This window comes from Sphingomonas sp. CV7422 (assembly GCF_027945725.1).
Taxonomy (GTDB): domain Bacteria; phylum Pseudomonadota; class Alphaproteobacteria; order Sphingomonadales; family Sphingomonadaceae; genus Sphingomonas; species Sphingomonas kyungheensis.
Genome location: NZ_CP115900.1, coordinates 1,130,619 through 1,155,038, shown reverse-complemented (window position 1 = coordinate 1,155,038; position 24,420 = coordinate 1,130,619). Strand labels below are relative to the sequence as shown.

The following is a 24,420-nucleotide window of genomic DNA, read 5'->3' as shown; positions in this document are numbered from 1 at the left end:
TGGGCTCCATCACTGACTAAATCGCCCGCCATGCCTGCTCCCGCGCCAGAGGTGATCTCCCTCGGCTGCCGCCTCAACATCGCCGAGAGCGAAACGATCCGGACGCTCGTCGCCGGGCGCGATACCGTGGTCGTCAACTCCTGCGCGGTGACCAACGCCGCGGTCAAGGCGACGCGCAGCGCGATCCGCCGGGCGCGGCGCGACCGGCCGTACGCCGAGCTGGTCGTCACCGGCTGCGCGGCGCAGATCGACCCGCAGGGCTTTGCGGCGATGCCCGAGGTCGACCGGGTGATCGGCAATGGCGAGAAATTGTCGCGCGCGGCGTGGGACAGCCTCGCCCCCGTCGTGGTCGGCGACATCATGCAGTTGCGCGATACCGCGCCGCATCTCGCCTCGAGCTTCACCGGCCACGCCCGCGCCTTCGTCGAGGTGCAGAACGGCTGCGACCATCGCTGCACCTTCTGCGCGATCCCCTTCGGCCGCGGGCCGAGCCGGTCGGTGCCGGCGGGCGCGGTGATCGACCGGATCGCCGCGCTGGTCGACGCGGGCCATGGCGAGATCGTGCTGACCGGGGTCGATCTGACCAGCTATGGCCATGACCTGCCCGGCGCGCCGACGCTGGGGCATCTGGTCGCGCGCATCCTGCGCCATGTCCCGGCGCTGGCGCGGCTGCGGCTGTCGTCGCTCGATTCGATCGAGATCGACGCGCGGCTCGAGGCGCTGATCACCGGCGAGGCGCGGATCATGCCGCATCTCCACCTCTCCTTCCAGGCGGGCAACGACCTGATCCTCAAGCGGATGAAGCGCCGCCACAGCCGCGCGCAGGCGGTGGCGACGGTGGCGCGGCTCAAGGCGGCGCGGCCCGATCTCGCGATCGGCGCCGACCTGATCGCCGGCTTCCCGACCGAGGATGACGCGATGTTCGCCGACACGCTCGCGCTGATCGACGATGCCGATATCGTCCACGGCCATATCTTCCCCTATTCGCCGCGCGCCGGCACGCCGGCGGCGCGGATGCCGCAGGTCGCCCCGGCGACGATCAAGGCGCGGGCGGAACGGTTGCGCGCCGCGGCGGCGCGGCGGCGGACGGCATGGCTCGACGGGCAGGTCGGCACGGTGCAGCAGGTGCTGCTCGAACGGCCGGGGACCCGCGGCCATGCGGGGAATTTCGCGGAGGTGTCGCTTGCGCCGATCGGCGTCGCGCACGGGGACGGCCGGGCTTCGACAGGCTCAGCCCTGACGGATCATGGGGACTTTGGCGGTGGCGGTCGTGAAGACACCGCGCCCCCCTCCCCCGTTCGCCCTGAGCCGGTCGAAGGGCAGGCCTCCGCAAGCGCCGCGCTTTCGCGTCCAGTCACCCGCAACCCCGGCGATATCGTCGCGGTCCGCATCACTGCCGCCACCGACACCCAGCTGCTAGGGACGATGATATGAGCACCACCCCCACCTGGCACGAGCGGCTGCTCGGCGGATTCAAGAAGACGTCGGACCGGCTGGTCGGCAATCTCGCCGGCCTCGGCGGCGCGCGGCTCGACGAGGCGACGCTCGACGAGGTCGAGGAGGCGCTGATCGCCTCCGACCTCGGCCCCGACACCGCCGGCAAGATCCGCACCCGCCTCGCCGAGGGGACGTTCGAGCGCAACATGGAGGAGCTCGGCATTCGCCTCGTCGTCGCCGAGGAGGTCGAGAAGACGCTCGCCCGCGTCGCCCGCCCGATCGAGATCGAGGCGTTTCCGCGGCCGCAGGTGATCCTCGTCATCGGCGTCAACGGATCGGGCAAGACGACGACGATCGCCAAGCTCGCGCATCTGCTGATGGAACAGGATTACGGCGTGATGCTGGCGGCAGGCGACACGTTCCGCGCCGCGGCGATCGGCCAGCTGCGCACCTGGGCCGACCGGGTGGGCGTGCCGATCGTCACCGGGCCGGAGGGCGGCGATGCCGCGGGCGTTGTCTGGGACGCGGTGAAGAAGGCGACCGAGACCGGCATCGACGTGCTGATCGTCGACACCGCCGGCCGGTTGCAGAACAAGCGCGAGCTGATGGACGAACTCGCCAAGATCCGCCGCGTGCTCGGCCGGATCAACCCGGCGAGCCCGCATGACGTCGTGCTGGTGCTCGACGCGACCACCGGCCAGAATGCGCTGAGCCAGATCGCGGTGTTCAAGGAGGTGGCGGGGGTCACCGGCCTCGTCATGACCAAGCTCGACGGCACCGCGCGCGGCGGCGTGCTGGTCGCCGCGGCGGAGAAATACGGCCTGCCGATCCATGCGATCGGCGTCGGCGAGGGGATGACCGACCTTCGGCCGTTCGACGCCAATGAGGTGGCACGGATCATCGCCGGCGTCGATCAGGGGGCGCGCAAGTGACCGCGGCACGGCCATCCTCCCCCGGCCTGCGGATGGGCATCGAATATGGTCCGCTGCTCGTCTTCTTCGCGGTCAATTTCCTCTTCCCCGCGGCGCTGGCGATGAAGCTGGTCGCGGCGGGCACCGGCTTCCTCTCCGATCTCGACCGCGCCGGTGCGCTGGTGATCGCCAAGGTGATCGTCGCCACCACCGCCTTCGTCGTCGCGACGGTGATCGCGATGGCGGTGTCGAAGGCGAAGCTCGGTGCGGTGTCGCCGATGCTGTGGATCTCGGGCGGCTTCGTCGTCGTGTTCGGCGGGCTGACCGTCTGGTTCCACGACCCCAAGTTCATCCAGATGAAGCCGAGCTTCGTCTACGGCATGTTCGCCGCCGTGCTCGCCTTCGGGCTGATCACCGGCCGGCCTTTGCTGCAGGGCCTGCTCGGCACCGCCTATCCGGGGCTGGACGCGGTCGGCTGGCGCAAGCTTACGCGCAACTGGGCGCTATTCTTCGTCGCGATGGCGGCGCTCAACGAGGCGGTGTGGCGGACGACGAGCTGGGATTTCTGGGTCGGGTTCAAATTATGGGGGGCGATCCCGCTTACGTTGTTGTTCGCGTTCGCGAACGTGCCGATGCTGCTGCGGCATGGGCTGAATACCGAGGACCCGCAGGCGGGGATCCCGCCGGAATAATCCTCCCCGGCACGGGGAGGGGGACCGCCGGCGAAGCCGGTGGTGGAGGGGGCTCTTCACGCAGCGCATCGCTTGCGGAAGCCCCCCTCCACCAGCCTGCGGCTGGTCCCCCTCCCCGCTAGCGGGGAGGAATTTGGGAATTACGCCGCGTCGAAACGCTTGCCGGCTTCGTCCCAGTTGACGATGTCCCACCACGCCTTGAGGTAGCCGGGGCGATCGTTCTTGTAGGTCAGGTAATAGGCGTGTTCCCACACGTCATTGCCGAGGATCGGCGTGCCCTTGTCCTTGGCATCGTCCATCAGCGGATTGTCCTGGTTCGGCGTCGACGTCACCTTGAGCGCGCCGCCCGAATCCTTGATCACCCAGGCCCAGCCCGAACCGAACTGGCCCGCACCCTTGGTGTTGAAATCCTCCTTGAGCTTGTCGAGCCCGCCATAAGCGTCGATCGCGTCCTTGAGCGCGCCGGACGGCTGCGTCGAACCCTTGGGCGCCATGATCTTCCAAAAGAAGTCGTGGTTCCAATAGCCGCCGCCATTGTTGCGGACGAGCGGCGGCAGCGACGAGATGCGGCCGAGGATGTCCTCGATCGACAGGCCTTCGAGGCTCGCGTCGGCGGCGACGCCTTCGTTGAGCTTGGCGGTATAGGCGGCATGATGCTTGTCGTGGTGGAAGGTCATCGTCTCCTTGGAGATGACCGGCTCCAGCGCGTCATAGTCATACGGCAGCGGCGGCAGTTCGAATGCCATGGCTAAGGCTCCTTTCGGTAGGGACAGTGTCGTCCCGGCGTTAACGCAGGTCTTTGCCTAATGCTCCCCCGCCGTTACGCAAGCGTTACGAGCCCGTCGCGTTGATCAGCTCGTGTCGGCGCAGCGCGTGGCGCAACTGATCGTAGCTGAGCCCGAGCGCCTCGGCGGTGGCGCGCTGGTTGAAGCGATGGTCGGCGAGCGCACGGGCGAGCAGCTCGCGTTCGAATTGCGCGACGCGCGACTTGAAGTCGGACGGTCCGGCCTCGCAGGCGGCGACCGGGCTGTCCTCGGGCGGCGCATCGGCGCCCGAAGACGCGGACGCGGATGCAGGCGCGGGCGTTGCCCGGCGCGGCCCGCCGCCCGCCCCGCCCTGCGGCCGGAACGGCGAGGCGAAGGGATCGATCTCAATCGCGTCGACCGGGCCGTCGCCGTCCCAGCGATAGACCGCGCGCTCGACGACGTTGCGCAGCTCGCGGACGTTGCCCGGCCAGCGATAGGTGTGCAGCTGGTCGAGCGCGCGCGGACCGAAGCCGGGCCAGCGATCCCAGCCGATCTCCGACGCCATCCGCCGGCCGAAATGGTCGGCGAGCACCGCGATATCGCCGGTACGCGCGCGCAGCGGCGGCAGCGTCACCACCTCGAAGCTCAGCCGGTCGAGCAGATCGGCGCGGAATTCGTGCGCATCGACCTTGTCGGGAAGATGTTCGTTGGTCGCCGCGACGATCCGCACGTCGACGCGCGCCGGCCGCGACGCGCCGATCCGGGTGATCTCGCCATATTCGACCGCCCGCAGCAGCCGCTCCTGTGCCGCCATCGACAGCGTGCCGAGTTCGTCGAGGAACAAGGTACCGCGATGTGCCTCCTCGAACCGGCCGGCGCGCGCCTTGGTGGCGCCGGTGAAGGCACCCGCCTCATGGCCGAACAGTTCCGCCTCGATCAGCGACTCGGGCAGCGCGGCGCAATTCATCACCACCAGCGGCTGGTCCCAGCGCGGCGACAGGCGGTGGAGACGCTCGGCGACCAGCTCCTTGCCGGTACCGCGTTCGCCGATCACCAGCACCGGGCGATCGAGCGCGGCGGCGCGGCTGGCACGCTCCAGCGCGTCGAGAAAGGCCCCCGATTGGCCGATCACCTGCGAGGTCCGTTCCATCGCCAACATCTGGCGCAAAACGCCAAGACTATGCAAGCATCCGCCGGTGTTTTACATATATATGACACCGAAAAGTGACGCTTTTGCGTGCTTTTCCGATTTGGCACGCCTCCTGCAAAGCACCGGACATACCGCCACACGGCGGGAACAAGGTTCAGATATCAGGAGGTTTCCATGTTCAATTCCGACACCGGCCGCAAGCTCGCCGCGATCGTCTGCACCGTCCTGTTCAGCGCCACCTGTGTCGCTGGCGCGGTCGGTCCCGCCGCGGCCAGCCACAGTGTAGCGACCACGCAGCAGAGCGCGTAACATGGTCGCAAAGCCGGCGCCCCGTCGCGCCGGACAGTCTTAGGAGCAAAGAATCGATGGGCATTTTTTCCCGCACCCGCGACATCGTCGCCGCCAATTTCGCCGACCTGCTCGAAAAGGCGGAAGATCCGGCGAAGATGATCCGCATGATCATCCTCGAAATGGAGGAGACGCTGGTCGAGGTGCGCGCCTCCGCTGCCCGCACCATCGCCGACCAGAAAGAGATGCGTCGCCATATCAGCAAGCTGGAGCAGTTGCAGGACAGCTGGACCGAGAAGGCCGAGCTGGCGCTGAGCAAGGATCGCGAAGACCTCGCCAAGGCGGCTCTGGTCGAGAAGCAGAAGGCCGCCGACATGGCCGAGCAGCTCAAGATCGAGATCAAGGTGCTCGACGACGCGCTGCGCGCCTCGGAAGAGGATATCGCCAAGCTCCAGAAGAAGCTGACCGAAGCGCGCACCAAACAGTCGAACGTCCAGACGCGGCTGGAAAGCGCCAACAACCGCTACCGCCTCCGCGAGATGTATGCCGGCCCCAAGACGCACGAGGCGTTCAGCCGCTTCGACGTGCTCGAACGCCGGGTCGACGATGCCGAAGGCCGCGCCGAGGCGCTGGGTCTCGGCGCACCGAAGAGCCTTGAGGAAGAGATCGCCGAGTTGCGCCAGAGCGACAAGGTCGATGCCGAACTCGCCGCGCTCAAGGCGCGCCTGAAGAAGGAGGGGTGAAATGGACATCGAAGGCGTACTTGCCATTTCGCTTGCCCTGATCGGCCTGCCCTGGTTGATCTTCCACTACATCACCAAGTGGAAACAGGCACCCAAGATCACGGAAGAAGACGAACGTCTGCTGGACGAGATGTTCAATCTCGCCCGTCGCCTCGAAGATCGGCTCAATACCGTCGAGCGGATCGTCGCCGCCGACAATCCTGACTTTCGGGCCAGTCTGAACAGCCCGCAAGCAACCCCCTATTCGCTCGACCGGAGGAATTGAGATGTCTACCCGCACCAAATTCTACGTCGACAAGCAGGAAGCCAAGTGGCTCGGCGTCTGTGCCGGGATCACCGACTATACCGGCTTCGACCTGACGCTGGTCCGCGTCGCGATGATCGTGCTGACCATCGCCACCTCGGGCTGGGTGTTCATCGCCTATGTCGCCGCCGGGCTGCTCGCGCCGAAGAAGCCCTATGGCCTCTACGAGACGCAGGAAGACGCCAAATTCTGGCAGGGCGTGCGGACCAATCCGAAGCGCTCGACCAGCGAGGTGCGCAGCAAGTTCCGCGACATCGATCGCCGGCTCGCCGACATCGAGCTGCATTACACCAGCCGCAACAGCCGACTGGCCGAGGAAATCGACAGCCTGCGCTGAGCAACGTCGGGGGCAGGATCAGGCATCACGGGTTCAGGGAGAATCACGATGGACATGGGTTGGATGGTGCCGGTCGGTATCGTCGGAGCGGTGAGCGCGCGTCACGCCTTCACCACCTGGGTCAAGGCCAAGCACGGCTATCCGCTGGAAGAGGCGCAAAACCGCCAGGCCCGCAAGATGCGGCGCATGCAGCGGATGATGTGGATGGGCTACGGCCCCGACGGCGGCGACGACATCGAGGCGGAGCGCAAGATCATGCTGCTCTCCAACGAGAACGAGAAGCTGACCGGGCAGGTCAGCCGGCTGGAGGAACGGATCGCCGTCCTCGAACGCATCGCCACCGATCCCGCCGAGCGCACCGCCCGCGAGATCGAAGCGCTTCGCGACCGCTAAGGGAGACGGATGATGGGACCCGATCATATCGTCTGCATGATCTTCGGCGCGATGGTGACGCTGGCGGTGCAATATTACGGCCGCCGCAAGGTGCGGCAGGCGATCATTGCCCCCGATGTCGAGGCGCGCCGCAACATCGACCTGCTCGATGCCGAAAACGCCCGCCGCATCGGCCAGATCGACCGGCTGCAGGAGCGGCTGGCGACGGTGGAGAGCATCGTCACCGACCGCGCCCACCGGCTCGGCCACGAAATCGACCAGCTGCGCAGCTGCTGACAGGAGTAGGATGATGAGCCCTCTGATGATCCCCATCCTCGGCATCTGTTGCGGTCTGCTCGCGATCTTCGGCGGCATCTTCGTCAAGCCGTGGTTCGCGCTCCAGCACCGCCGGATGGAGATCGAGGCCGACAAGGTCGCCGAAAAGGCCGCGCAATATGCCGCGCAGACCGAGCGGCTGGAGGAACGAGTGCGCGTGCTCGAACGCATCGTCACCGATCGCGGCGCCGACCTGGCGCAGGAGATCGACGCGCTGCGCGGCACCGCGCCCGGCCGTCTGCCGATCAACTGACCACGGGGGCCAAGGCGGCCGGAGCTGCCTGCCCCCCCCCCTTTCCACCCGCTGTTCTGGGTGGGACCAATCCGCGGCGCGCCCTCCCCCGGGTGGCGCCGGTACCGAAACCCGCGGCAGCGTCGGTCCCGTCCGGAGACCCGCCGCCTGCACGCCCGCTGACCGGAGGCCGATCATGAACGATCCCAACGTCTATCTTACGCTCGCGCTGGTGGCGCTCGCCGGTCTGGCGATGCTGGTCGGCGCCTGCCTGTCGGGCTGGCGCGGCTGGCTCGCGCTCCAGCACGAACAGCTCGCCGCCCGCGAGCCCGTCCCCGCCGGCCCCTCCGCCGGATCGCGGATCGAGATCGCCGATCTCAAGGAGCGTATCCGCAAGCTGGAGGCGATCGCCGCCGGTGTGGATCTGTGAGGACGCAGGTGGCGATTGCGGTTCGCCACCCCGCGTCAACGCGGAGCCCGGATGGGGCGCTTGCCTGACCGGACACCTGGTTTCCGCGCAGGCAAGACCTCTGCGAACGTCCTGACCTCTCCTGAACCCTAACGTCGCCCCGGACGTGTTCCGGGGTCTGCCGCCCCGCAAACCCAGAGGCTGCTCTTGCGGAACAGTGGATGCCGGAACCAGTCCGGCATGACACACGGTGTTGCAGAGGATTCGCCCAGGACCGGCGCGGCATCACCAAGGTGATGGCCGATTGCCTCCTCCCCGCCGCCGGTCTACCGCGCCGTGATGACCAGCATCGCCGAGATCCGCGACGAATATGACTTCCTCGATGCCGACGATCGCTATCGGCTGCTGATCGACCTCGGCCGGTCGCTCGAGCCGATGCCGGAAGCGCTCAAGACGGAGGCGACGCTGGTGCGCGGCTGTTCCGCATCGGTCTGGGTCTATCCGATGCGGGCGGAGGACGGCACGCTCCATTTCCTCGCCGACAGCAATGCCGCGATCACCAAGGGGATCATCGCGCTCGTGCTGCGTACCGTGCAGGACGAGACGCCGGCGACGATCGTCGCGACCGATATCGAGGGCGCACTCGCGCCGTTCGATCTCGCCAATCAGCTGAGCTCGAACCGGACGCAGGGCATCCCCAACATGATCGCACTGATCCGCGAAACCGCGCGCCGCTACGCCTGATCGGCGGGCACGGTCCGCACTGTCGCCAGCCGCGCGGCAAGTTCGGCGACGTCGGCGCCCTGCGGCACGACCAGCCACGTCCCCGGCGCGCGGCCGTCGATCAGCGCAACGCCGCCGCGCGGACACAGGCCGAGGCAGCGCGTCTCGACCACGCCGAGCGTCGCCTTGCGCCCCTTGCCGAGGCCGAGCAGCTTGCGCAGCAGCTTGGCGAGCGGCGTCTGCGCCTTCTTGCCGAAGCCGCCGTCGAGCTTCTTCGAACATTTGCCGCAGACCAGGATCGCGCCGCGCCAGGCGCTCGGCACCTGCTTCAGCGGGGGCGCCATTCGCGCCGTTCCTCCGCGCTGCGCAGCACCTCATAGGCGGCCTGCACCGTCTGGAAACGCACCGCGGCATCGGCATCGCCGGGGCGGATGTCGGGATGGTTTTCCTTGGCGAGCTTGCGCCACGCGGCCTTCACCGTGTCGAAATCCGCATCGGTATCGAGCCCGAGCACGTCGAGCGCGCGCATCTCGTCGCGCGAGCGGCTGCCGTCGCCGCTGCCGCCCCAGGCATAATGGCTGGCATTGGCATAGCCCGACGCATTCTGCGACTCCGCCGCCTCGCGCTGCGCCGCTTCCTCCGCGGACAGGCCTTCGAAATAGTTCCAGCCGCGATTATATTCGGCGGCGTGCGTCGTGCAGAAATACCAGCGGTCGGGGCTGTTGGGCGATTTCGGCGCGGGGCAATCCCCCGGCTCGGTACAGCCGTGCCGGTCGCAAATCCGCACCGTCGTCGTCTCGCGACCCGAGCCATAGCCACGCCAGCGGGGAAAGCCCCAATCGTTCGAGCGTGAAGTGCTGCGCGCCATCAGGACCACATAGGCCCTGGGCGCCAAGGCGCAACCGGAACGGGGTCAGTGGGGTATCCGGAATTTGACGTTGGAGGTGTTCGCCCCGCAGGCCAGCGCGCCTTCGGGCCGATAGGTCTTGGCATAGACAAGCCCGCTCGCCGTCGCCGCGCCCGCCTTGGTGAAGATAAACGGCGGATAGGAGACGATCGCGCGCGCATTGAGGACATGGCCGTTGGCGGCGATGTCATATTGCGTCCGCGTCCACCCTTCGAAGCCCCACGACAGCGCCTCTTCCGGGAAGCTGCCGCCCGAGTGGAGCATCCGCGGCGCATCGCCGACCAGCGCGCACTGGCTCGCGGTGAGGCCGGTCTTGTCGAAGGCCGCCTTCGCCGCGGCGTCGTCGCCGCGCCGCTGCGCCAGCGACGCGAGGCGGATCTGCGCGCCGGTGCGCAGCGCATCGTCCGCGGGCAGCGTCGGATCGTCGACGACCTGGCCGAGCAGCGCCGCCATCCGGTCGCTCGCGTTCCGCTCCTCGTCCGCGAGCAATAACCGCAATGCGGCGCGGGCACGCGGATCGCCGGCATAGGGCTGCTGATCGAGCAGCGGCGCGACCACCCGGCGGAAGGTGCCGGGGCGCCACTGGTCCGCGACACCGTTGAGCCGTGCGTCGAGGTCGAGCGCGAGCTGCCCCGTCACTGGCGCCTGTGCCGCCCTCGCCGCCTGCAAGGCCTCGGCCGCGAACTGGGCGCGTTCCTCGCGCGGCACCACCGGCGAATTGAGCAACGCGATCAGCGCCGGCAGCTTGCCCGCGGGCGGCGCGGCGGCCAGTGCAGCACGCTGGCCGGCCAGCGCCTGCGCCGGGTTTTCGGGCGCGTCGGCCATCGGAGCACCGCGCTCGGCAGACCAGCGCGTCAGGTCCGCGAGCAACCCGTCCGTGATCGACGGCCGCGGAAAGGCCATGTTGCAGCGTAATTCGACCCTCGCATTGTAGCGCAGGAAACTGGGTATCGCCTTGACCTGCTCGGCACTCCACGCCCACTGCCGGGCCGCGCGGGCAAAGGCGAGCGCGACCGTGCGCCCGCCTTCGGCATAGATCGGCTCGGCAAGCAGGACGCTGCCATCGTCGGCGATGGAGAATTGCACGACGGCGAGCTGCTCGGGCTTGAGCCCCGCCTCACCGCCGCAATCGGGCGGGGTCATCGCCGCGCCGAGGTCGAACTGGCCGTCCGGCATCCGACCCGCTCCGGTCATCGCCATATAGTGGCGCGCCTCGTCCTTCCGCCCGGCGAGCAGCATCGCCAGGGCGACGTTCGATCGCGCCGCGACATCGCGCAGGTCGGTCTTCTCGGTGAGTCCGCCGAGCAGCTTGACGGCGCGCATCGCCTCGGCCGTGGCGACGGGCAGATTGCCGGTGTTGAGCGCGAGCACCGCCTTGGCGGAGGCGAAATCGGCGGCGAGCGGATTGTCGATCGGCGACGCGGCGATCACCGCATCGGCGCGTGCGGCCGCGGCGGTTGCGGTGGCGGGATCGGTGAAGGTCGCGGTGCGGATCAGCCCGCGCAAGGCGGCAAGCCGTTCGCCGGCGGTCGCGGCCTCCTGCTCGGCATGGCGGTAGGCGTCGGCGGCGCTGGCATAATCGAGCGTCTGCTGGTCGAGCCCGGCGAGGTTGAGATAGGCATCGAAGCGATCCGCGCTCAACGTCTTGTCGCCGGTCGGCAGCAGCGCCAGCCCCTCGCGGGTCGCGGCGACCGCCTCGTCATAGCGTTTGAGCGCGACCAAATCCCGGCTCTTGCGCACCAGCACGATGCCGCGGCTGCGCGGTTTGGCCGCAACGCGGGGCTCCAGCGCCTGCCATGCCGCGAGCGCCGCGGCATGATCGTCGCCCGCGCTCAGCGCCGTGGCGGCCTCGAAATCCTGCTGGACGCTCCGCTGGGGCTGCGCGACGGCCGCACTGCCGATGGCCAGCATCGTCACCAGCACGCCCATTTCGATCCGCATCGTCCGTCCCCCGTCCCTTGGGGGCAGCCTGCACCACGGGGCAATGAAACGCCAGAGGGTCTGTAAGCCGGGTTCTGTCCTCTTCCTTACGGAAGATGGGCGACCATTCCTCTACGACGACGCTTGCGCGCCGCCTCCAGCAACCAACCCGGGCGACGAGCTGAAACAAAGCCCCGGAGCACGAAGCCCCCTGTCGCCCCTATTCGGTCTTGCTCCCGGTGGGGTTTACCATGCCGCTCCTGTTACCAGGCGCGCGGTGCGCTCTTACCGCACCCTTTCACCCTGACGTGGCCGAAGCCGTCGCCGTCTGCTCTCTGTGGCACTGTCCCTGGGGTCACCCCCGCCGGGCGTTACCCGGCACCGTTGTTTCGCGGAGCCCGGACTTTCCTCGCGTATCCGTTGGGATACCCGCGGCCGCCCGACCCTCTGACCGGGTGCGCCCTAGCGCGGGAAATCGCGCTAGGGAAGCGGTACCGGCGCGCTTCCATGCCGAACGCCGCGCTGCCGCCGGGTCCGGCACGACGCTTCAATCGTCGCCCTGCGGCTTGGGCAGCAGCAGCGCGAGCAGGATCATCCGGCATTCGGCGTCGATCTCGCCGTCGATCAGCTCGGGGCGATAGCGGCGCTGGAAGGCCATGATCGCCGCCATCGCGTCGCTGACGTCATAGCCGAAGCGTTCGAGCGCGAGCAGGAAGCCGCCCTGCGTCCACATCGGGTCGAGCAGGTTGCGCGTCGGGCGCGGCAGCGCGAGCCGCAGCCGGGCGAGCTTGCCCCAGGGGAAGAGCTCGCCGGGATCGCGCTTGCGCGCCGGGGCGATATCGGAATGGCCGACGATATTGCCGCGGGTGATGCCGTGGCGTTCCTTGATCGCCGCGACCAGCGGGATCAGCGCCGCGATCTGCTCCTCGGTGAACGGGCGATAGCCCCAGTCGTGGCCGGGATTGACGATCTCGATACCGACGCTCGCCGAATTGACGTCGGTGATGCCGCGCCACGACGAGCGGCCGGCATGCCAGGCGCGGTCCTGTTCGGCGACGAGCCGACAGACCGTGCCGTCCTCCTCGACCAGATAATGCGCGGACACCTTGGCCTCCGGATCGCGCAGCCGCGCGAGCGCCGACGGGCCGTCCTGCATGCCGGTATAATGCAGCACGATCATGGAGATCGGCAGCGACCGCTCGTCGAAGTTCGGCGAGGGCGTGTCGAGGATGGTCATGGCGTCAGCCTAGCCGAGCCGGGCCGGGTGCGTAAGGGGGATCAGGCCGCGGCGGCGTGCGACGGTGCCGGCCTATCGCCGGTCCGCTCGTAGAGGCCGCGCAACCGGCGGCTGGGGGCGAAGGCGTCGGTCTGGCCGATCACCGTCTCGCCGGCGCCGAGCACGAGCGTTCCGCCCGGCCGCATCGCCGCGGCGAAGCGCGCGAAGACCGCCGCCTTGGTCGTCGGGGAGAGATAGAGCAGCACGTTGCGGCAGAGGATGACGTCGAACGCGCCGCCCGGCGGATGATCGGCGACCAGATTGTGGCGGCGCACCGTCACCAGCCGGGTCAGCTCGGGCCGGGCGACCCAGTCGCCGCCCTCGCTGTCGAACCAGCGCATCATGCGGCGGATCGGCAGGCCGCGCTGAATCTCGAACTGATTGTAGCGGCCGGCGCGCGCGCGGGCGACCGCCGCCTCGGACACGTCGGTGGCGATGATCTCCGGCATCGGTCGCCCGCCTTCTGCGCGTTCGGCGAACAGCATCGCCAGCGACAGCGGCTCCTGCCCGGTCGAACAGCCCGCGCACCAGATGCGCGGCCGCCGCCCGGCGGCTTCGGCGCCGGCGACCGCCTCGAGCACCAGATCGAAGACCGGCGCGTCGCGGAAGAAGGAGGTTTCCTGGTTGACCAGCGCGTTGACGATCTGATCGCCGACCCGCACGTCCTGCCCGTCGAGCAGCAGCGTCACCAATTGGTCGAGCGTGTCGAGCCCGCGTTCGCGCAGCAGCGGCTTGAGCGCGACGTCGATCCGCCACGAGCGATAGCTGGCGATCTGCTGCCCGGTGCGCGCCTCGAGCAAGGCGCTGAAGACGTTGAGGGCGACGGGCGATACCGTCCCGGACGCGGGCATGGTCATGGCCGGCGCCGGGCGGCGGCGATGCGGCCGATCGCGGCGGGGGGCAGCACGGCGTCCGCGCTGCCGCCGTCGACCACCGCGCCGGGCATGCCCCAGATCACCGAACTCGCCTGATCCTGGACGACCACGCAGCCGCCCGCCTCATGCACCCGTCGCGCGCCGTCCGATCCGTCGCGGCCCATGCCGCTCAGCACCACGGCGAGCAGCCGCGGCCCGAACACTGCCGCGAGCGAGGCGAACATCGGGTCGACCGAGGGCGTGCAGCCGCTCGCCACCGGCTCGGCGGTGAGGCGGATCGCGGCGGAGCCGTCGGCGAGCGCGACGATGCGCATGTGCGCATCCCCCGGCGCAACGACGATCCGGCCGGGACGCAGCCGCAGCCGGTCGGTCGCGACCTCGCACGGACGCTTGCCGATTACCGCGAGCTGCGCGGCGAAATAGGGCATGAAGGCGGTCGGCAGATGCTGGGTGATGAGGATCGGCAGGCGGAAGCTCGCCGGGATCTCGGCGAGGAAGGCGCTCAGCGCATGGATGCCGCCGGTCGAGGCGCCGATCGCGACAATGTCGAATTCGTCGCTGCCGGCACCGGTCGCGATGCGCGGCGGCGGTGCGGGGCGCGCCGGCGCGGGCGGCGACGGCATGCGTGACGGGGTGGCGCCGGCGAGCCGGTCGAGCTTGTCGATCAGGATCGCGGCGAATTGACCGAGGCGCGCGCCGCTCGCCGGCTTGAACACCGTGTCGGCGGCGCCGAGCGCGAGCGCCTGCACCGTCGTCGCGGCGCCCTCTCCCGCCTGGCCGGAGACGACGAGCACCGTCGCCCCCGCCCCGGCGACGATCAGGTCGGGCAGCGCGGTCAGCCCGTCGGTGCCCGGCATCTGCACGTCGAGCAGGATCACGTCGACCTTCGCCCGCGCCAGCACGTCGAGCGCCGCGGCGGCGGTGCTGACGCTGGCGACGACGGCATAGCGATCGGTCGCGGTCAGGATGCGTTCGACCACCGCGCGCGCGACCGCCGAATCATCGACGATCAGCACCCGTGCCAGAGTCGCACCGGCGGTCGCGGCCTCCTGCCGGTCGAGGGGTATCGCGGTGGCCATCACGCCGGCCTCCGCCTCAGGCCATGCCGACGATCTGGAGTTTGGATTCGAGCGTATCGCGGTCGAACGGCTTCATGACATATTCGTCCGCCCCCGCCTCGATCGCCGCGCGGATATAGGCCATGCCGTTTTCCGTGGTGCAGAACACCACCTTGGGCCGCGTCGGGATCGGCGCCTCGCGCAGCGCGCGCAGGAAATCCATGCCGCTCATCACCGGCATGTTCCAGTCGAGCAGGATCACGTCGGGCGGCGAGGCGAGACAGGCGTCGAGCGCCTCGCGCCCGTCGCAGGCTTCCGACACGGTGAAGTCGAGCGTTTCGAGGATATGGCGCGCGACCTTCCGGATCACCTTCGAATCGTCGACAACGAGGCAGGTCTTCATGGATAAGCCTTTATACGGGCGTGTGTTCGCCATTCGGGACAGTGGCAGCGAAGCGTAAGCGTCGCGTTAAGCGGCGAGCGTTTGTTGCGGGACGAGCGCGGCAAGATCGACGATCAGCAACGGTTCGCCGTCGCGCTCGACGAGGCCGATGCCGGCGCGCGCCCAGCCATGGTCGAGCGCGAGGCCCGGCGACAGCGGCTGCGCCTCGAAGACCGAGACGTCCTCCAGTTCGTCGACGAGGATCGCGTAGAGATGGCCGTCGACACGGGTGATGACGGCGCGGCGCGCGCTGGCCGGCGTCGGATCGAGGCCGAGCGCGGTGCCGGTGTCGATGACGGTCACGACGCGGCTGCGCAGCGCGACGAGGCCGCGGACCGCCGCCTCGGTGCGCGGCACCGCGATCACCTGCGCGATATCGACCACCGAATCGACCTGGCTGGTCTCGATGGCGACGCCGCGCCCGGCGATATGCGCGATCAGGAACAGGCCCATCAGCGATCTCCCACGGCATGCGCCAGCGCGTCGAGCAGCGCCGGCCGGTCATAGCGATAGATGCTGGCGGGATCGCCGTCGCTCGGCCGCTCCTGGCGCAGCCGGACGACGTTGCGCGCGGCGGCGGGGGCGATCGTCGCTCCGTCCATCACCAGCGCCACGTCGGCCGGTCCGTCCGGCGGCGGCTGCATCACGCAGCGATAGCCCATCGATTCGAGCATCGGCCGCAGGAAGGTCTCCATCCAGCCGCCGGCATCGCGTTGCAGCCAGCACAGGCGATCGCCGGCGGGTTGCAGCGCCCCGGCGAACAGCGCGTGCGCGTCGAGCAATTCGACCTGCTCGCCGTCGATGATGACGACGCCGGCGACCGGCCCGACCCCGCGCGCCGGCGCGACCTCGCCGGGCAGCTGCACGATCTCGACGGGTTCGTGGATCGCATAAGCGATCTCGGTCGATCCGTCGGTCAGCCGCAGCACGGGCAGGTCGGCGCGCTCGCCGATCGCGGCGGCGGCGTGGAGCGGCACGAGGTGGCCGCCGATCGCGAGTCGCAACTGGCCGCCGGTGCGGCGGATCGCGGCGGTCGACACCGTCTCGACGCGGTCGATCGCGGCGAGCGGCAGCACGCGGCGCTGGTCGTCGAGATCCTCGAACATCAGCGCGAGCACGCCGCGCGCCGGTGCCGCGGCAGCGGCCTCCTCCTCGGCGAGGATGCCGTGGAGGAAGCGCAGCCCGGCGACGGTGGCGATCCCCGAGGCGTCGAGCAGCAGCATCGGCAGTCCCGAATCGGGCAAGGTATGGCCGGCATAGACGCCGGTCGCCATCACCGCGGGCGCGGCGGGCTTGACCACCAGTTCCTCGGCATCGATCACCGCATCGATCGCCAGCGCATAATCGCCGTCGCGGGTGGCGACGATCGCCAGATTGGTCTCGCCGCCCGTACCGATGCCGAGCAGCCGGCCGAGCGAGACGAGCGGCAGCCGCCGTCCGCGCACCGTCGCCACCTGGGCATCGCCGACCGTGTCGATCCGCACCGTCTCGCCGCCGATGCGCAGGATCTCGTCGACCGACTGGCGCGCGATCGCGAAGCGCTGGTCGCCGACGCCGACGACGATCGTCGACATGATCGACAGGGTCAGCGGCACCGAGATGACGATCGTCAGCCCCTGCCCCGGCCGGTTGGCGAGTTGGATGCGGCCGCCGATATGTTCGATGTTCGACCGCACCACGTCCATGCCGACGCCGCGGCCCGAGATCGCGGTGACGGTGTCGCGACTCGACAGGCCGGCGTGGAAAATCAGGTCGAGCCGTGCCGCCGCGTCCATCGACGCGAGCGCCGCGTCGCTGACCAGCCCCTGCGCGCGCGCCTTGGCGGCGAGCCGGTCGCTGTCGATGCCGCGGCCGTCGTCGGCGATCTCGACGAGGATCTGATTGCCCGACTGGCGCGCCGAGACGAGCAGCCGGCCCGTCTCCGGCTTGCCCGCGGCACGGCGCTCGGCCGGCGTCTCGATGCCGTGATCGACCGCGTTGCGGATGATGTGGACGAGCGGATCGCGCATCAGCTCGATCATCTCGCGGTCGAGCTCGACATCGGCGCCGTCGATGCTGAGCGCGACCGACTTGCCGAGCTCGCCCGCGGTATCGCGCACCATCCGCGGCAAAGCCGAGAAGAGCGCGTCGATCCGCTGCATCCGGGTGCGGGTGACGGTGTCGCGCATGTCGGAGACGGTGAGCGACAGCCGCTCCAGCGCCGCCTCGACCAGTGGATCGACCTGTTCGTCGCGCAGTCGCCGGGCGAGCTCGTTGCGCGCCAGCACCATCTCCGACATGCCGCTCATCATCCGGTCGAGCAGGTCGACGTTGAGGCGGACCGAGCGGCCGTTGCTACGCACCGCCGCCGCCGGCTGCGCGACGACCGCGGGGCGGGCATCCTCGGCAAGCGCGGCGATCAGCAGGTCCTCGCACGAATCGTCGAGCGGCGCGCCGGCGTCAATCGCCTCGACCAGCTCGCCGATCCGGTCGACGATGGCGAGCACCGCATCCACCAGCGCGGTGTCAGGGAGGCGCTGTCCGTCGCGCACCGCGGCGAGCACATCCTCGGCGGCATGGCTGAGCCGGGCGAGCCGCGGCAGATCGAGGAAGCCGCAGCTGCCCTTCACCGTGTGAACGAAGCGGAAGATCGCATCCAGCCGCGTCCGATCGGTCGGCGCCGCCTCCCATGCGACGATCTCCCCCGACAACGCCTCGAGCGTCTCGCGGGTCTCGGCGATGAATTCCTGCAGAAGGTCGTCCATGGGTCCCCGTGGGTTATCCCCGGGTCATGGCGGAACATGCGTTAAAGCTGCGTTTACTCGCGAGGGGGCGGCGCGGCCCGATCTGACACATGACAGGCGCATTTCATTTAGATGACAGATTAGTGACAAGTCCCGCTGGCCGATCTACGTTTTGGCGCGACGAGGGTAAGGGGGGCAGAGCAATGAAGAACGGCTTCGACATGGCGGCCGTGCGCTTCTTCGCCGGGCTGAACGGCCATCGCGGGCTCGACGACGTCTTCGTCTATGGCCTGCATTACAATACGGTGCAGACGCTGCCGATCGCGATGATCGCCTTCGCCATGTGGCTGACCGCGCCGCGCGACGGCCGCCGCAGCGACATCATCATGACCGGCTTCATCGCCGCGATCGTCGTCGTCGCGCTGGCGATGGCGTCGAAGCTGTTCCTGCCGGCGCGGCCCCGTCCCGCCGCGCTCGGCCTGTATCCCTTCACCAGGCAGGATTTCCCCTTCGACTGGTCGTCGCTGCCGAGCGACACGCTCGCCATCCTCTCGGCCTTCACCGCCGCGATGTGGACGGCGGAGCGGCGCTGGGGGATCGTCGGCATCGCCATGTGTGTGCTGGTCGCGATCGCCAAGATGTTCGCCGGCTATCATTATCCCACCGACATCCTGATCGGCGCCGGGCTCGGCGTCGCGACCTTCACCGGCCTGTGGCGTTTCACCGATATCGGCCATCGCGCCAACCGGATCGTCGCCCTCGCCTATCGCCGCGCGCCGGTGGCGATCACCGCCGCGCTCGCCTTCGTCGCGGTGAGCTTCGGCACGCTGTTCGCGGACCAGCGCGTGCTGGTCAAATACATGCTCGGCAAGGAGTCGATCTCGGGCGAGACGACGCGCGTCACCGCCGCGGCCGGCGGTCGCGTCGTGGTGCAGATGCTTCCGTAAAAAATTCGCGCCGGTCGGCTTGAACCGCAATCGGCGCTTTCTAGTTCACCGCCGCCGGGCGCCGTGTTCGGGTCCGGTTGGACGTAGGGGGCGCCGGCTCTCGCTCCGGCGCAGCTCAGGTCCAGATTGCTCGTCAGGAGGATTTGGAGATGAGAACCAATTTCGATTTCACGCCGTATCGGCGCGCCACGGTCGGCTACGACCGGTTGTTCGACCTGCTCGAAACGGGGACGCGCGGCGACGGCGGCGACGGCTATCCGCCCTATGACATCGTCCGCGAGGGCGACGACCGCTACCGCATCACGATCGCGCTCGCCGGTTTCCGGCCCGATCAGATCGAGATCGTCGCGCGCGACAATCAGCTGACCGTCACCGGTCGCCACGCCGAACCCGATCGGGATGGATCGGACGACAGCGGCAGCCGCTTCCTGCATCGCGGCATCGCGACGCGCTCGTTCGAGCGGCGCTTCCAGCTCGCCGATTACGTCGAGGTACAGTCCGCCGACTTCCGCGACGGCCTGCTCAGCATCGCGCTGCAACGCATCGTGCCGGACGCGATGAAGCCGCGCCGGATCGCGATCAACGACGGCGCCGCTCTGCCCGCGGCCGCCTGATCCCCACAGCCCAGCCAGACAGGAGAATGATGATGGCTTTCCGTGATCTGATCCCCTGGAGCCGCCAGGACCATCGCGCCGTACCGGCGATCGGCCTGCGCGATGCCGAGGGCGCCCGCGACACGCCTCCCTTGCTGTCGCTTCACCGCGAGATGAACCGCCTGTTCGACGACGTGCTGCACGGCTTCGGCGCGCCGTCCTTCGCCACCGAACGCCTCGCCGTGCCGAGCGTCGAGCTGAGCGAGACCGATCAGGCGATCCGCGTCACCGCGGAACTGCCCGGGCTCGAACAGAAGGACGTCGAGCTGTCGATCGAGGACCAGGTGCTGACGCTGCGCGGCGAGAAGAAGGCCGAGGTGGCGGACGAGGCGCGCGGCTATTCCGAACGCCGCTACGGCCGCTTCGAACGCCGCATCGGCCTGCCGCGCGGCATCGACGCCGACAAGGCGACCGCCGCCTTCGCCCATGGCGTGCTCACCGTGACGATACCGCGCACCGCCGCCGCCGGGGATGCGGTGCGGCGCATCCCGATCCACGCCGGCTCGGGCTGAGCCGCATCGACGGCGCCCGCCTAATTGCAGGCGGGCGCCCCCTTCGCCGCCACCCCGAACCGCCAGATCGTCGTCTGGCGATAGGTCTCGCCCGGACGCAGCCGCGTCGACGGGAAGGAGGGCTGGTTGGGACTGTCGGCGAGATGCTGCATCTCGAGCGCGATGCCGTCGCCCGGCCGATAGACATGGCCGCCGGGACCGGCATCGCTGCCGTCGATATAGCCGCCGGTATAGGCCTGGATCGACGGTTCGGTCGTCTCGATCGTCAACGTCCGGCCCGAGCCGGGATCGACCAGCCGCGCGACCGGCGCCAGCGTGCCGGCGGGCTTGTCGAACAGCCAGGCGTGATTGTAGCCGCGTGGCGTCAGCGGCGGCTGCGCGATCCGTTCGCCGATCGTGTGCGGACAGCGGAAGTCGAACGGCGTCCCTGCGACCGGGGTGAAGCGGCCGCTCGGAATGCCGCCGGCGTCGGTGTCGACCAGCCGCGCCGCGCGCAGTTGCAGATATTGGCCGTCGACGCTGCCGCTGCTCTCCCCCGCCAGGTTGAAATAGCTGTGGTTGGTGAGGTTGAGCACGGTCGGCCGGGTGGTCTGCGCCCGATAGTCGATGTGCAGCGCATCGTCGGCGGCGAGCCGATAGGTGACGCTCACCGTCAGCCGGCCGGGGAAATTCTGGAATCCGTCGGGGCTGACGAGCGTGAAGCGGACGCTGTCGCGGCGGATCGCGGCGGGCGTCCAGTCGACGGTGTCGAACCCCTGCGGACCGCCGCCGTGCAGCGCATTGGCGCCGTCATTGGCGACCAGCGTCACCGGCCGGCCGTCGATGGCGAAGCGCGCACCGCCGATCCGCCCGGCATAGCGGCCGATCGTCGCGCCGAAGCCGTTCTTGCGGATCTTGGCGCGATAGTCCGCCGGGGTCGGATAGCCGAGCACGACATTGGCGCGATGGCCGTCGCGATCGGGCACCTCGACCGCGGTGACGATCGCGCCCTGCGGGATCAGCCGCACCACCATGCCGTGCGCGTTGCGCAGCGTGATCGTCGGATCGGCGGGTGGCGTCGCGGCGGCGATCGCGGCAAGCGGGAGCAAAATCATCATTCACGCGATCTACGCCAGCGACGGCAGGTGGGCGAGTCCCGCGTGGCGTTGCGCTTGCGTGCAATACAGCCGAGGTTCAGCGGCTATGCTTAACAGGACCGCCATGGATTCCGAGACGCCCGCCCCCGCTCCCGCCCCGGCGATCCGCGCCGTTGCCGACGATATGACGGCGATCTTCGGCGCGACGCATCGCGGCGATCTGCCGAACGACCGCGCGCCGGCGCTGGTGCCGCAGCGACGCCACCGCGCCTGGCGCGCGCTGGTCGCGGTCGGCGGGGTCGCGACGATGATCACCGCCGGGCTGATCGGCGGCAGCGCCGTACTCGATTCGGGCGCCGCGCCGGCGCAGCGCGCCGCCCCCAAGCGGATCGCCACCCGCCCCGCTGCCGCGCCGACCGTGGCGCCGGTGATGGTCGCCGCCGCCACCGTGCCGACGCCGACGCCCGGCGACACTGCGGAGGCGCAGGACTATCGCGGCGACACCGAGGATCGCGGCGACACCGGCTATCGCGGTGATGCCGATGATCGCGCCGGCGCCGACTATCGTGTCGACTCGGCCCCGGCGGACGGGGCGACGCCCGCGCCGCCGGCCGCCGCGGCCCGTCAGACCGCACGCGCCGACGAGCGGCCGATCGTCGTGCCGCGCCCGCGCCGCGCCGAGCGCCCCGTGGCGATCGACCGGGCACCCCCGGCCCTCTATGCCGCGCGCACTTGCTATGACGAGGCGTCGTGCCTCGCCCCGCAATTGCAGGCGGCGGAGCGCACCGTCGCGGTCGCTTATGACCGCGCCACCGCCGCACAGGTGCGCAACGGCACCTTGCGCGACTATCGCGACGAATGGCTGCGCGCCCGCCGCGTCTCGCAGCGCCGCCCGCGCGAGGCGTTGCGCATCTACGGCATGATCGCCGCCGACCTTCAGCTCTACGCCGACAATGCGCCGGGGGACGACCGGATGGCGTGGCGATGATCGCCATCCGTCGCGTCGCGCATAACCCCGCGCCGGGCCTGCGCGCCGGACCGCAGCCGCTCTATGCGATCGGCGACGTCCACGGCCGCTACGACCTGCTCCATGCGCTGCTCGCCGAGATCAGCCGCGACGCGGCGGAGCGGCATCCCGGCGTGACGCCGCGGCTGCTGCTGTGCGGCGACTATGTCGATCGCGGCCCCGCCTCGGCGGCGGTGCTCGCGGCGCTGGTCTGGCTGCTGCGGTCCAAGGCGGTGGATGCGCGGCTGCTCGAAGGCAATCACGAGGCGATGCTGCGCGGCTTCCTCGATCGCCCGGCCGAACATCGCCGCTGGCTCGCGGTCGGCGGCGCGGCGACGATCGCCTCGTACGGCGTGGCGATTCCCGACGAGGCGGCGCTCGACACCCCCGCGACGCTCGTCGCGCTGCGCGACAGCCTGCTCGATGCGATGCCGACCTCGCATTATCATTTGCTCGACCGTCTCGACCTGCTCGTCGAGGTCGGCGATTACGCCTTCGTCCATGCCGGCGTCGTTCCCGGCGTGGCCTTGCATGCGCAGCGCCGCGACGACCTTTTGTGGATCCGCGACGAGTTCCTCGACCACCCGCGCCCTGCCACGGCGGTGATCGTCCACGGCCATACCTGGACCGGCGACCAGCCGGTGCTGCTGCCGCACCGCATCGGCATCGATACCGGCGCGTACAAGACCGGCGTGCTCACCGCGCTCTATCTGTGCGACGACCGCGCCGCGATCCTGCAGGCGGTCGACACGCCGGCGGCCGAGGTGAATTCGGCGTCATGATCGCCCCCGCCGGTTGACTGGGACCGATCCGCACCGATCTCCCGCGGCGACCTATCCAGGGGATCAGAGATGACACCGGACGAACGCACCCTCCTCTCCCAATTCCTCACCGACCTCGGCGCGGCGCGCGGCATCGCCAAGGATGCCGAGGCGGACGCGATGATCCGCCAGGCGCTCGCCGCCAATCCGGACGCTGCCTATGTGCTCGTCCAGCATGCGATCGTCGCCGACCAGTCGCTGCACGCGGCGCAGGCGCGGATCGCCGAGCTGGAGCGGCAGCTCGCGCCGCAGCCCGCCGCGAACCGGTTCCTGCCCGAGCAGGGGCCGTGGGGCGCGTCGCCCGCCTTCGCCCAGACCAACTATGCCCCGCCCGCGCCCGAGGCGCGGCCCGGCATCCTGTCTGGCGGCGGCGGGCTCGGCAGCTTCCTGCGCGCCGCCGGCACCACCGCGGCGGGCGTCGCCGGCGGCGAGATGCTGTTCAGCGGCCTGTCCGACCTGTTCGGCGGCCACCACGGCGGCGGCCAGGGCTTCCTCGCGCCCGAGGAGAATGTCGTCATCAACAATTACGGCGACGACGGCGACAACGATTACGACGATCGCGGCGACTGGTAGGGGCCGGTCCGGCCGGTCGTGCGTTGCGCGTCCATGTCCAAGCATCACGACCGCTACGCCTATCGCCCGATCATCGACCGGCCCGATTACGACTGGCCGGACGGCCGCCGCCTCGCGATCTACCTCGGCGTCAATTATGAGGTGTTCGACTTCGGCGGCGGCCTCGGCGCCGAACTCGCGCCGTCGCAGACCCAGCCCGACGTGATGAACTACGCGTGGCGCGATTACGGCAATCGCGTCGGCGCATGGCGGTTGTTCGACCTGTTCGACCGTTTGCAGCTGCGCACCACCGCATTGCTCAACAGCGCGGTGCTCGACCGCTGCCCCGGCCTCGCCGAGGCCTGCCGCGACCGCGGCGACGAGATCGCCGCGCACGGCGGCAGCAACGCGCAGGCGCAGGGCAAGCTGTCGCGCCATGCCGAGCGCAAGATGATCGCCGACGTCACCGACCGCCTCGCCGCGCTCGGCACCACGCCGACCGGCTGGCTCGGCCCGTGGATCTCGGAGAGCGAGCATACCCCCGACCTGCTCGCCGCAGCGGGCTATCGCTACGTGCTCGACTGGGCGCACGACGACCAGCCGACGCGGCTGGCGACCAGCGACGGGCCGCTGCTGTCGATCCCCTATTCGCAGGAGATCAACGACATCCCCTCGATCATCCAGCGCCATCAGGAAGCCGATACCTTCGCCGCGATGATTCGCGCCGCGGTCGAGCAACTGCTTTCCGAATGCGACCGCCGGCCGCTCGTCCTCGGCATCGCGCTGCATCCCTATATCATGGGACAGGCGCACCGCGTCCCGCCGCTGGCGAAGGTGCTGACCGAATTGCGCGCCGCGGACGATCCGCGCATCTGGTGGACGACCGCGGGCGACATCGCCGCGCATGTCGCGGCCACGGGGGTGGCGGTGTAAGGGGAAGTGCTGGTGACCCCTACGGGAAATCTCACCAAG

At 69.6% G+C, this 24,420-nt stretch carries 31 protein-coding genes and 1 other RNA gene; 19 read left to right on the top strand and 13 right to left on the bottom strand.

What is annotated here, in order from left to right; all coding sequences use genetic code 11:
- Positions 1–30 precede the first annotated feature (30 nt).
- From mtaB to PBN85_RS05685, 3 genes are read left to right on the top strand one after another with little or no spacing between them, the layout of a single operon-like run.
- Entirely contained in the window at positions 31–1,434 is a 1,404-nt protein-coding gene (gene mtaB, locus PBN85_RS05695) for a tRNA (N(6)-L-threonylcarbamoyladenosine(37)-C(2))-methylthiotransferase MtaB (RefSeq protein WP_271300413.1), read from the top strand.
- Positions 1,431–2,369 carry a signal recognition particle-docking protein FtsY gene (gene ftsY / locus PBN85_RS05690; protein ID WP_037530122.1) on the top strand — a complete coding sequence of 313 codons (939 nt, stop codon included), beginning with the start codon at positions 1,431–1,433 and terminating at the stop codon, positions 2,367–2,369. Before mtaB ends, ftsY begins: the two co-directional genes overlap by 4 nt.
- Before the next feature lie 32 nt (positions 2,370–2,401).
- The gene (locus PBN85_RS05685) at positions 2,402–3,040 is read left to right on the top strand and encodes an inner membrane-spanning protein YciB (RefSeq protein WP_037530120.1); all 639 of its coding nucleotides are present in this window, start codon (positions 2,402–2,404) and stop codon (positions 3,038–3,040) included.
- A 140-nt stretch (positions 3,041–3,180) separates the two neighbouring features.
- On the opposite strand, the gene PBN85_RS05680 is transcribed toward PBN85_RS05685, so the two are convergent.
- Positions 3,181–3,786: a superoxide dismutase gene (locus tag PBN85_RS05680; RefSeq protein WP_271300412.1), complete on the bottom strand. Its 606-nt coding sequence runs from the start codon at positions 3,784–3,786 to the stop codon at positions 3,181–3,183.
- 85 nt (positions 3,787–3,871) lie between these two features.
- Entirely contained in the window at positions 3,872–4,936 is a 1,065-nt protein-coding gene (pspF, locus tag PBN85_RS05675) for a phage shock protein operon transcriptional activator (protein ID WP_271300411.1), read from the bottom strand.
- Positions 4,937–5,110: 174 nt separating this feature from the next.
- On the opposite strand from pspF, the gene PBN85_RS05670 reads away from it, so the two are divergent.
- From PBN85_RS05670 to PBN85_RS05630, 9 genes are all read left to right on the top strand, one after another.
- On the top strand, positions 5,111–5,245 hold the full coding sequence (locus PBN85_RS05670; RefSeq protein ID WP_268747098.1) for a hypothetical protein: 135 nt from the start codon (positions 5,111–5,113) through the stop codon (positions 5,243–5,245).
- 56 nt (positions 5,246–5,301) lie between these two features.
- A complete protein-coding gene (pspA, locus tag PBN85_RS05665) occupies positions 5,302–5,967 on the top strand; it encodes a phage shock protein PspA (RefSeq protein ID WP_037530113.1) in 666 nt (221 codons plus the stop codon).
- A 1-nt stretch (position 5,968) separates the two neighbouring features.
- Positions 5,969–6,232, top strand: a complete 264-nt coding sequence (gene pspB / locus PBN85_RS05660) for an envelope stress response membrane protein PspB (protein ID WP_051583132.1) — start codon at positions 5,969–5,971, stop codon at positions 6,230–6,232.
- Position 6,233: 1 nt separating this feature from the next.
- Positions 6,234–6,608 carry an envelope stress response membrane protein PspC gene (gene pspC, locus PBN85_RS05655; protein WP_037530111.1) on the top strand — a complete coding sequence of 125 codons (375 nt, stop codon included), beginning with the start codon at positions 6,234–6,236 and terminating at the stop codon, positions 6,606–6,608.
- 48 nt (positions 6,609–6,656) lie between these two features.
- Entirely contained in the window at positions 6,657–7,001 is a 345-nt protein-coding gene (locus tag PBN85_RS05650; RefSeq protein ID WP_373276460.1) for a hypothetical protein, read from the top strand.
- A 9-nt stretch (positions 7,002–7,010) separates the two neighbouring features.
- Positions 7,011–7,277, top strand: a complete 267-nt coding sequence (locus PBN85_RS05645) for a hypothetical protein (protein ID WP_235199435.1) — start codon at positions 7,011–7,013, stop codon at positions 7,275–7,277.
- Between the two features lie 10 nt (positions 7,278–7,287).
- Positions 7,288–7,569: a hypothetical protein gene (locus PBN85_RS05640; RefSeq protein ID WP_443026766.1), complete on the top strand. Its 282-nt coding sequence runs from the start codon at positions 7,288–7,290 to the stop codon at positions 7,567–7,569.
- Positions 7,570–7,744: 175 nt separating this feature from the next.
- Entirely contained in the window at positions 7,745–7,978 is a 234-nt protein-coding gene (locus tag PBN85_RS05635; RefSeq protein WP_037530105.1) for a hypothetical protein, read from the top strand.
- 318 nt (positions 7,979–8,296) lie between these two features.
- Positions 8,297–8,701, top strand: a complete 405-nt coding sequence (locus PBN85_RS05630) for a SufE family protein (RefSeq protein WP_037530103.1) — start codon at positions 8,297–8,299, stop codon at positions 8,699–8,701.
- Here the strand turns inward: PBN85_RS05630 and PBN85_RS05625 are convergent.
- From PBN85_RS05625 to PBN85_RS05580, 10 genes are all read right to left on the bottom strand, one after another.
- Positions 8,692–9,024 (bottom strand): hypothetical protein, encoded by a 333-nt coding sequence (locus tag PBN85_RS05625; RefSeq protein WP_037530102.1) that lies wholly within the window; start codon positions 9,022–9,024, stop codon positions 8,692–8,694. The two genes, PBN85_RS05630 and PBN85_RS05625, sit on opposite strands and share 10 nt — an antisense overlap.
- Positions 9,009–9,548 carry a J domain-containing protein gene (locus tag PBN85_RS05620; RefSeq protein WP_271300410.1) on the bottom strand — a complete coding sequence of 180 codons (540 nt, stop codon included), beginning with the start codon at positions 9,546–9,548 and terminating at the stop codon, positions 9,009–9,011. The genes PBN85_RS05625 and PBN85_RS05620 overlap by 16 nt, the downstream gene beginning before the upstream one ends.
- Positions 9,549–9,593: 45 nt before the next feature.
- Positions 9,594–11,528 (bottom strand): hypothetical protein, encoded by a 1,935-nt coding sequence (locus PBN85_RS05615; protein ID WP_271300409.1) that lies wholly within the window; start codon positions 11,526–11,528, stop codon positions 9,594–9,596.
- A gap of 47 nt (positions 11,529–11,575) precedes the next feature.
- Positions 11,576–11,958: RNase P RNA component class A (rnpB, locus tag PBN85_RS05610), an RNA gene on the bottom strand.
- Between the two features lie 96 nt (positions 11,959–12,054).
- Entirely contained in the window at positions 12,055–12,744 is a 690-nt protein-coding gene (locus PBN85_RS05605; protein ID WP_271300408.1) for an N-acetylmuramoyl-L-alanine amidase, read from the bottom strand.
- Between the two features lie 41 nt (positions 12,745–12,785).
- Positions 12,786–13,634, bottom strand: a complete 849-nt coding sequence (locus PBN85_RS05600; protein WP_037530765.1) for a CheR family methyltransferase — start codon at positions 13,632–13,634, stop codon at positions 12,786–12,788.
- 2 nt (positions 13,635–13,636) lie between these two features.
- Positions 13,637–14,737, bottom strand: coding sequence for a chemotaxis-specific protein-glutamate methyltransferase CheB (gene cheB / locus PBN85_RS05595; protein ID WP_271300407.1), 1,101 nt, complete (start codon positions 14,735–14,737; stop codon positions 13,637–13,639).
- Between the two features lie 16 nt (positions 14,738–14,753).
- A complete protein-coding gene (locus tag PBN85_RS05590) occupies positions 14,754–15,119 on the bottom strand; it encodes a response regulator (RefSeq protein WP_037530094.1) in 366 nt (121 codons plus the stop codon).
- Positions 15,120–15,185: 66 nt separating this feature from the next.
- Positions 15,186–15,611: a chemotaxis protein CheW gene (locus PBN85_RS05585; RefSeq protein WP_271300406.1), complete on the bottom strand. Its 426-nt coding sequence runs from the start codon at positions 15,609–15,611 to the stop codon at positions 15,186–15,188.
- Positions 15,611–17,902, bottom strand: a complete 2,292-nt coding sequence (locus PBN85_RS05580; protein ID WP_271300405.1) for a chemotaxis protein CheA — start codon at positions 17,900–17,902, stop codon at positions 15,611–15,613. Before PBN85_RS05580 ends, PBN85_RS05585 begins: the two co-directional genes overlap by 1 nt.
- A gap of 182 nt (positions 17,903–18,084) precedes the next feature.
- Here PBN85_RS05580 and PBN85_RS05575 point away from each other — a divergent pair, with 182 nt between their 5' ends.
- From PBN85_RS05575 to PBN85_RS05565, 3 genes are all read left to right on the top strand, one after another.
- Complete coding sequence (locus tag PBN85_RS05575) at positions 18,085–18,828, top strand: phosphatase PAP2 family protein (RefSeq protein WP_271300404.1); 744 nt, start codon at positions 18,085–18,087, stop codon at positions 18,826–18,828.
- 149 nt (positions 18,829–18,977) lie between these two features.
- Positions 18,978–19,442 carry an Hsp20 family protein gene (locus tag PBN85_RS05570; RefSeq protein WP_271300403.1) on the top strand — a complete coding sequence of 155 codons (465 nt, stop codon included), beginning with the start codon at positions 18,978–18,980 and terminating at the stop codon, positions 19,440–19,442.
- 32 nt (positions 19,443–19,474) lie between these two features.
- Positions 19,475–19,993, top strand: a complete 519-nt coding sequence (locus tag PBN85_RS05565) for an Hsp20/alpha crystallin family protein (RefSeq protein WP_271300402.1) — start codon at positions 19,475–19,477, stop codon at positions 19,991–19,993.
- Between the two features lie 20 nt (positions 19,994–20,013).
- Here the strand turns inward: PBN85_RS05565 and PBN85_RS05560 are convergent, their stop codons facing one another.
- A complete protein-coding gene (locus tag PBN85_RS05560; protein WP_271300401.1) occupies positions 20,014–21,090 on the bottom strand; it encodes an aldose epimerase family protein in 1,077 nt (358 codons plus the stop codon).
- A 103-nt stretch (positions 21,091–21,193) separates the two neighbouring features.
- On the opposite strand from PBN85_RS05560, the gene PBN85_RS05555 reads away from it, so the two are divergent.
- The 4 genes from PBN85_RS05555 (at position 21,194) to PBN85_RS05540 (ending at position 24,381) form a co-directional block, all read left to right on the top strand.
- Positions 21,194–22,057 carry a hypothetical protein gene (locus tag PBN85_RS05555; protein ID WP_271300400.1) on the top strand — a complete coding sequence of 288 codons (864 nt, stop codon included), beginning with the start codon at positions 21,194–21,196 and terminating at the stop codon, positions 22,055–22,057.
- Positions 22,054–22,857, top strand: coding sequence for a metallophosphoesterase (locus PBN85_RS05550; RefSeq protein WP_271300399.1), 804 nt, complete (start codon positions 22,054–22,056; stop codon positions 22,855–22,857). Before PBN85_RS05555 ends, PBN85_RS05550 begins: the two co-directional genes overlap by 4 nt.
- Positions 22,858–22,926: 69 nt before the next feature.
- Positions 22,927–23,469: a DUF2076 domain-containing protein gene (locus PBN85_RS05545; protein ID WP_271300398.1), complete on the top strand. Its 543-nt coding sequence runs from the start codon at positions 22,927–22,929 to the stop codon at positions 23,467–23,469.
- A 33-nt stretch (positions 23,470–23,502) separates the two neighbouring features.
- Positions 23,503–24,381, top strand: a complete 879-nt coding sequence (locus tag PBN85_RS05540; RefSeq protein WP_271300397.1) for a polysaccharide deacetylase family protein — start codon at positions 23,503–23,505, stop codon at positions 24,379–24,381.
- Positions 24,382–24,420 lie beyond the last annotated feature (39 nt).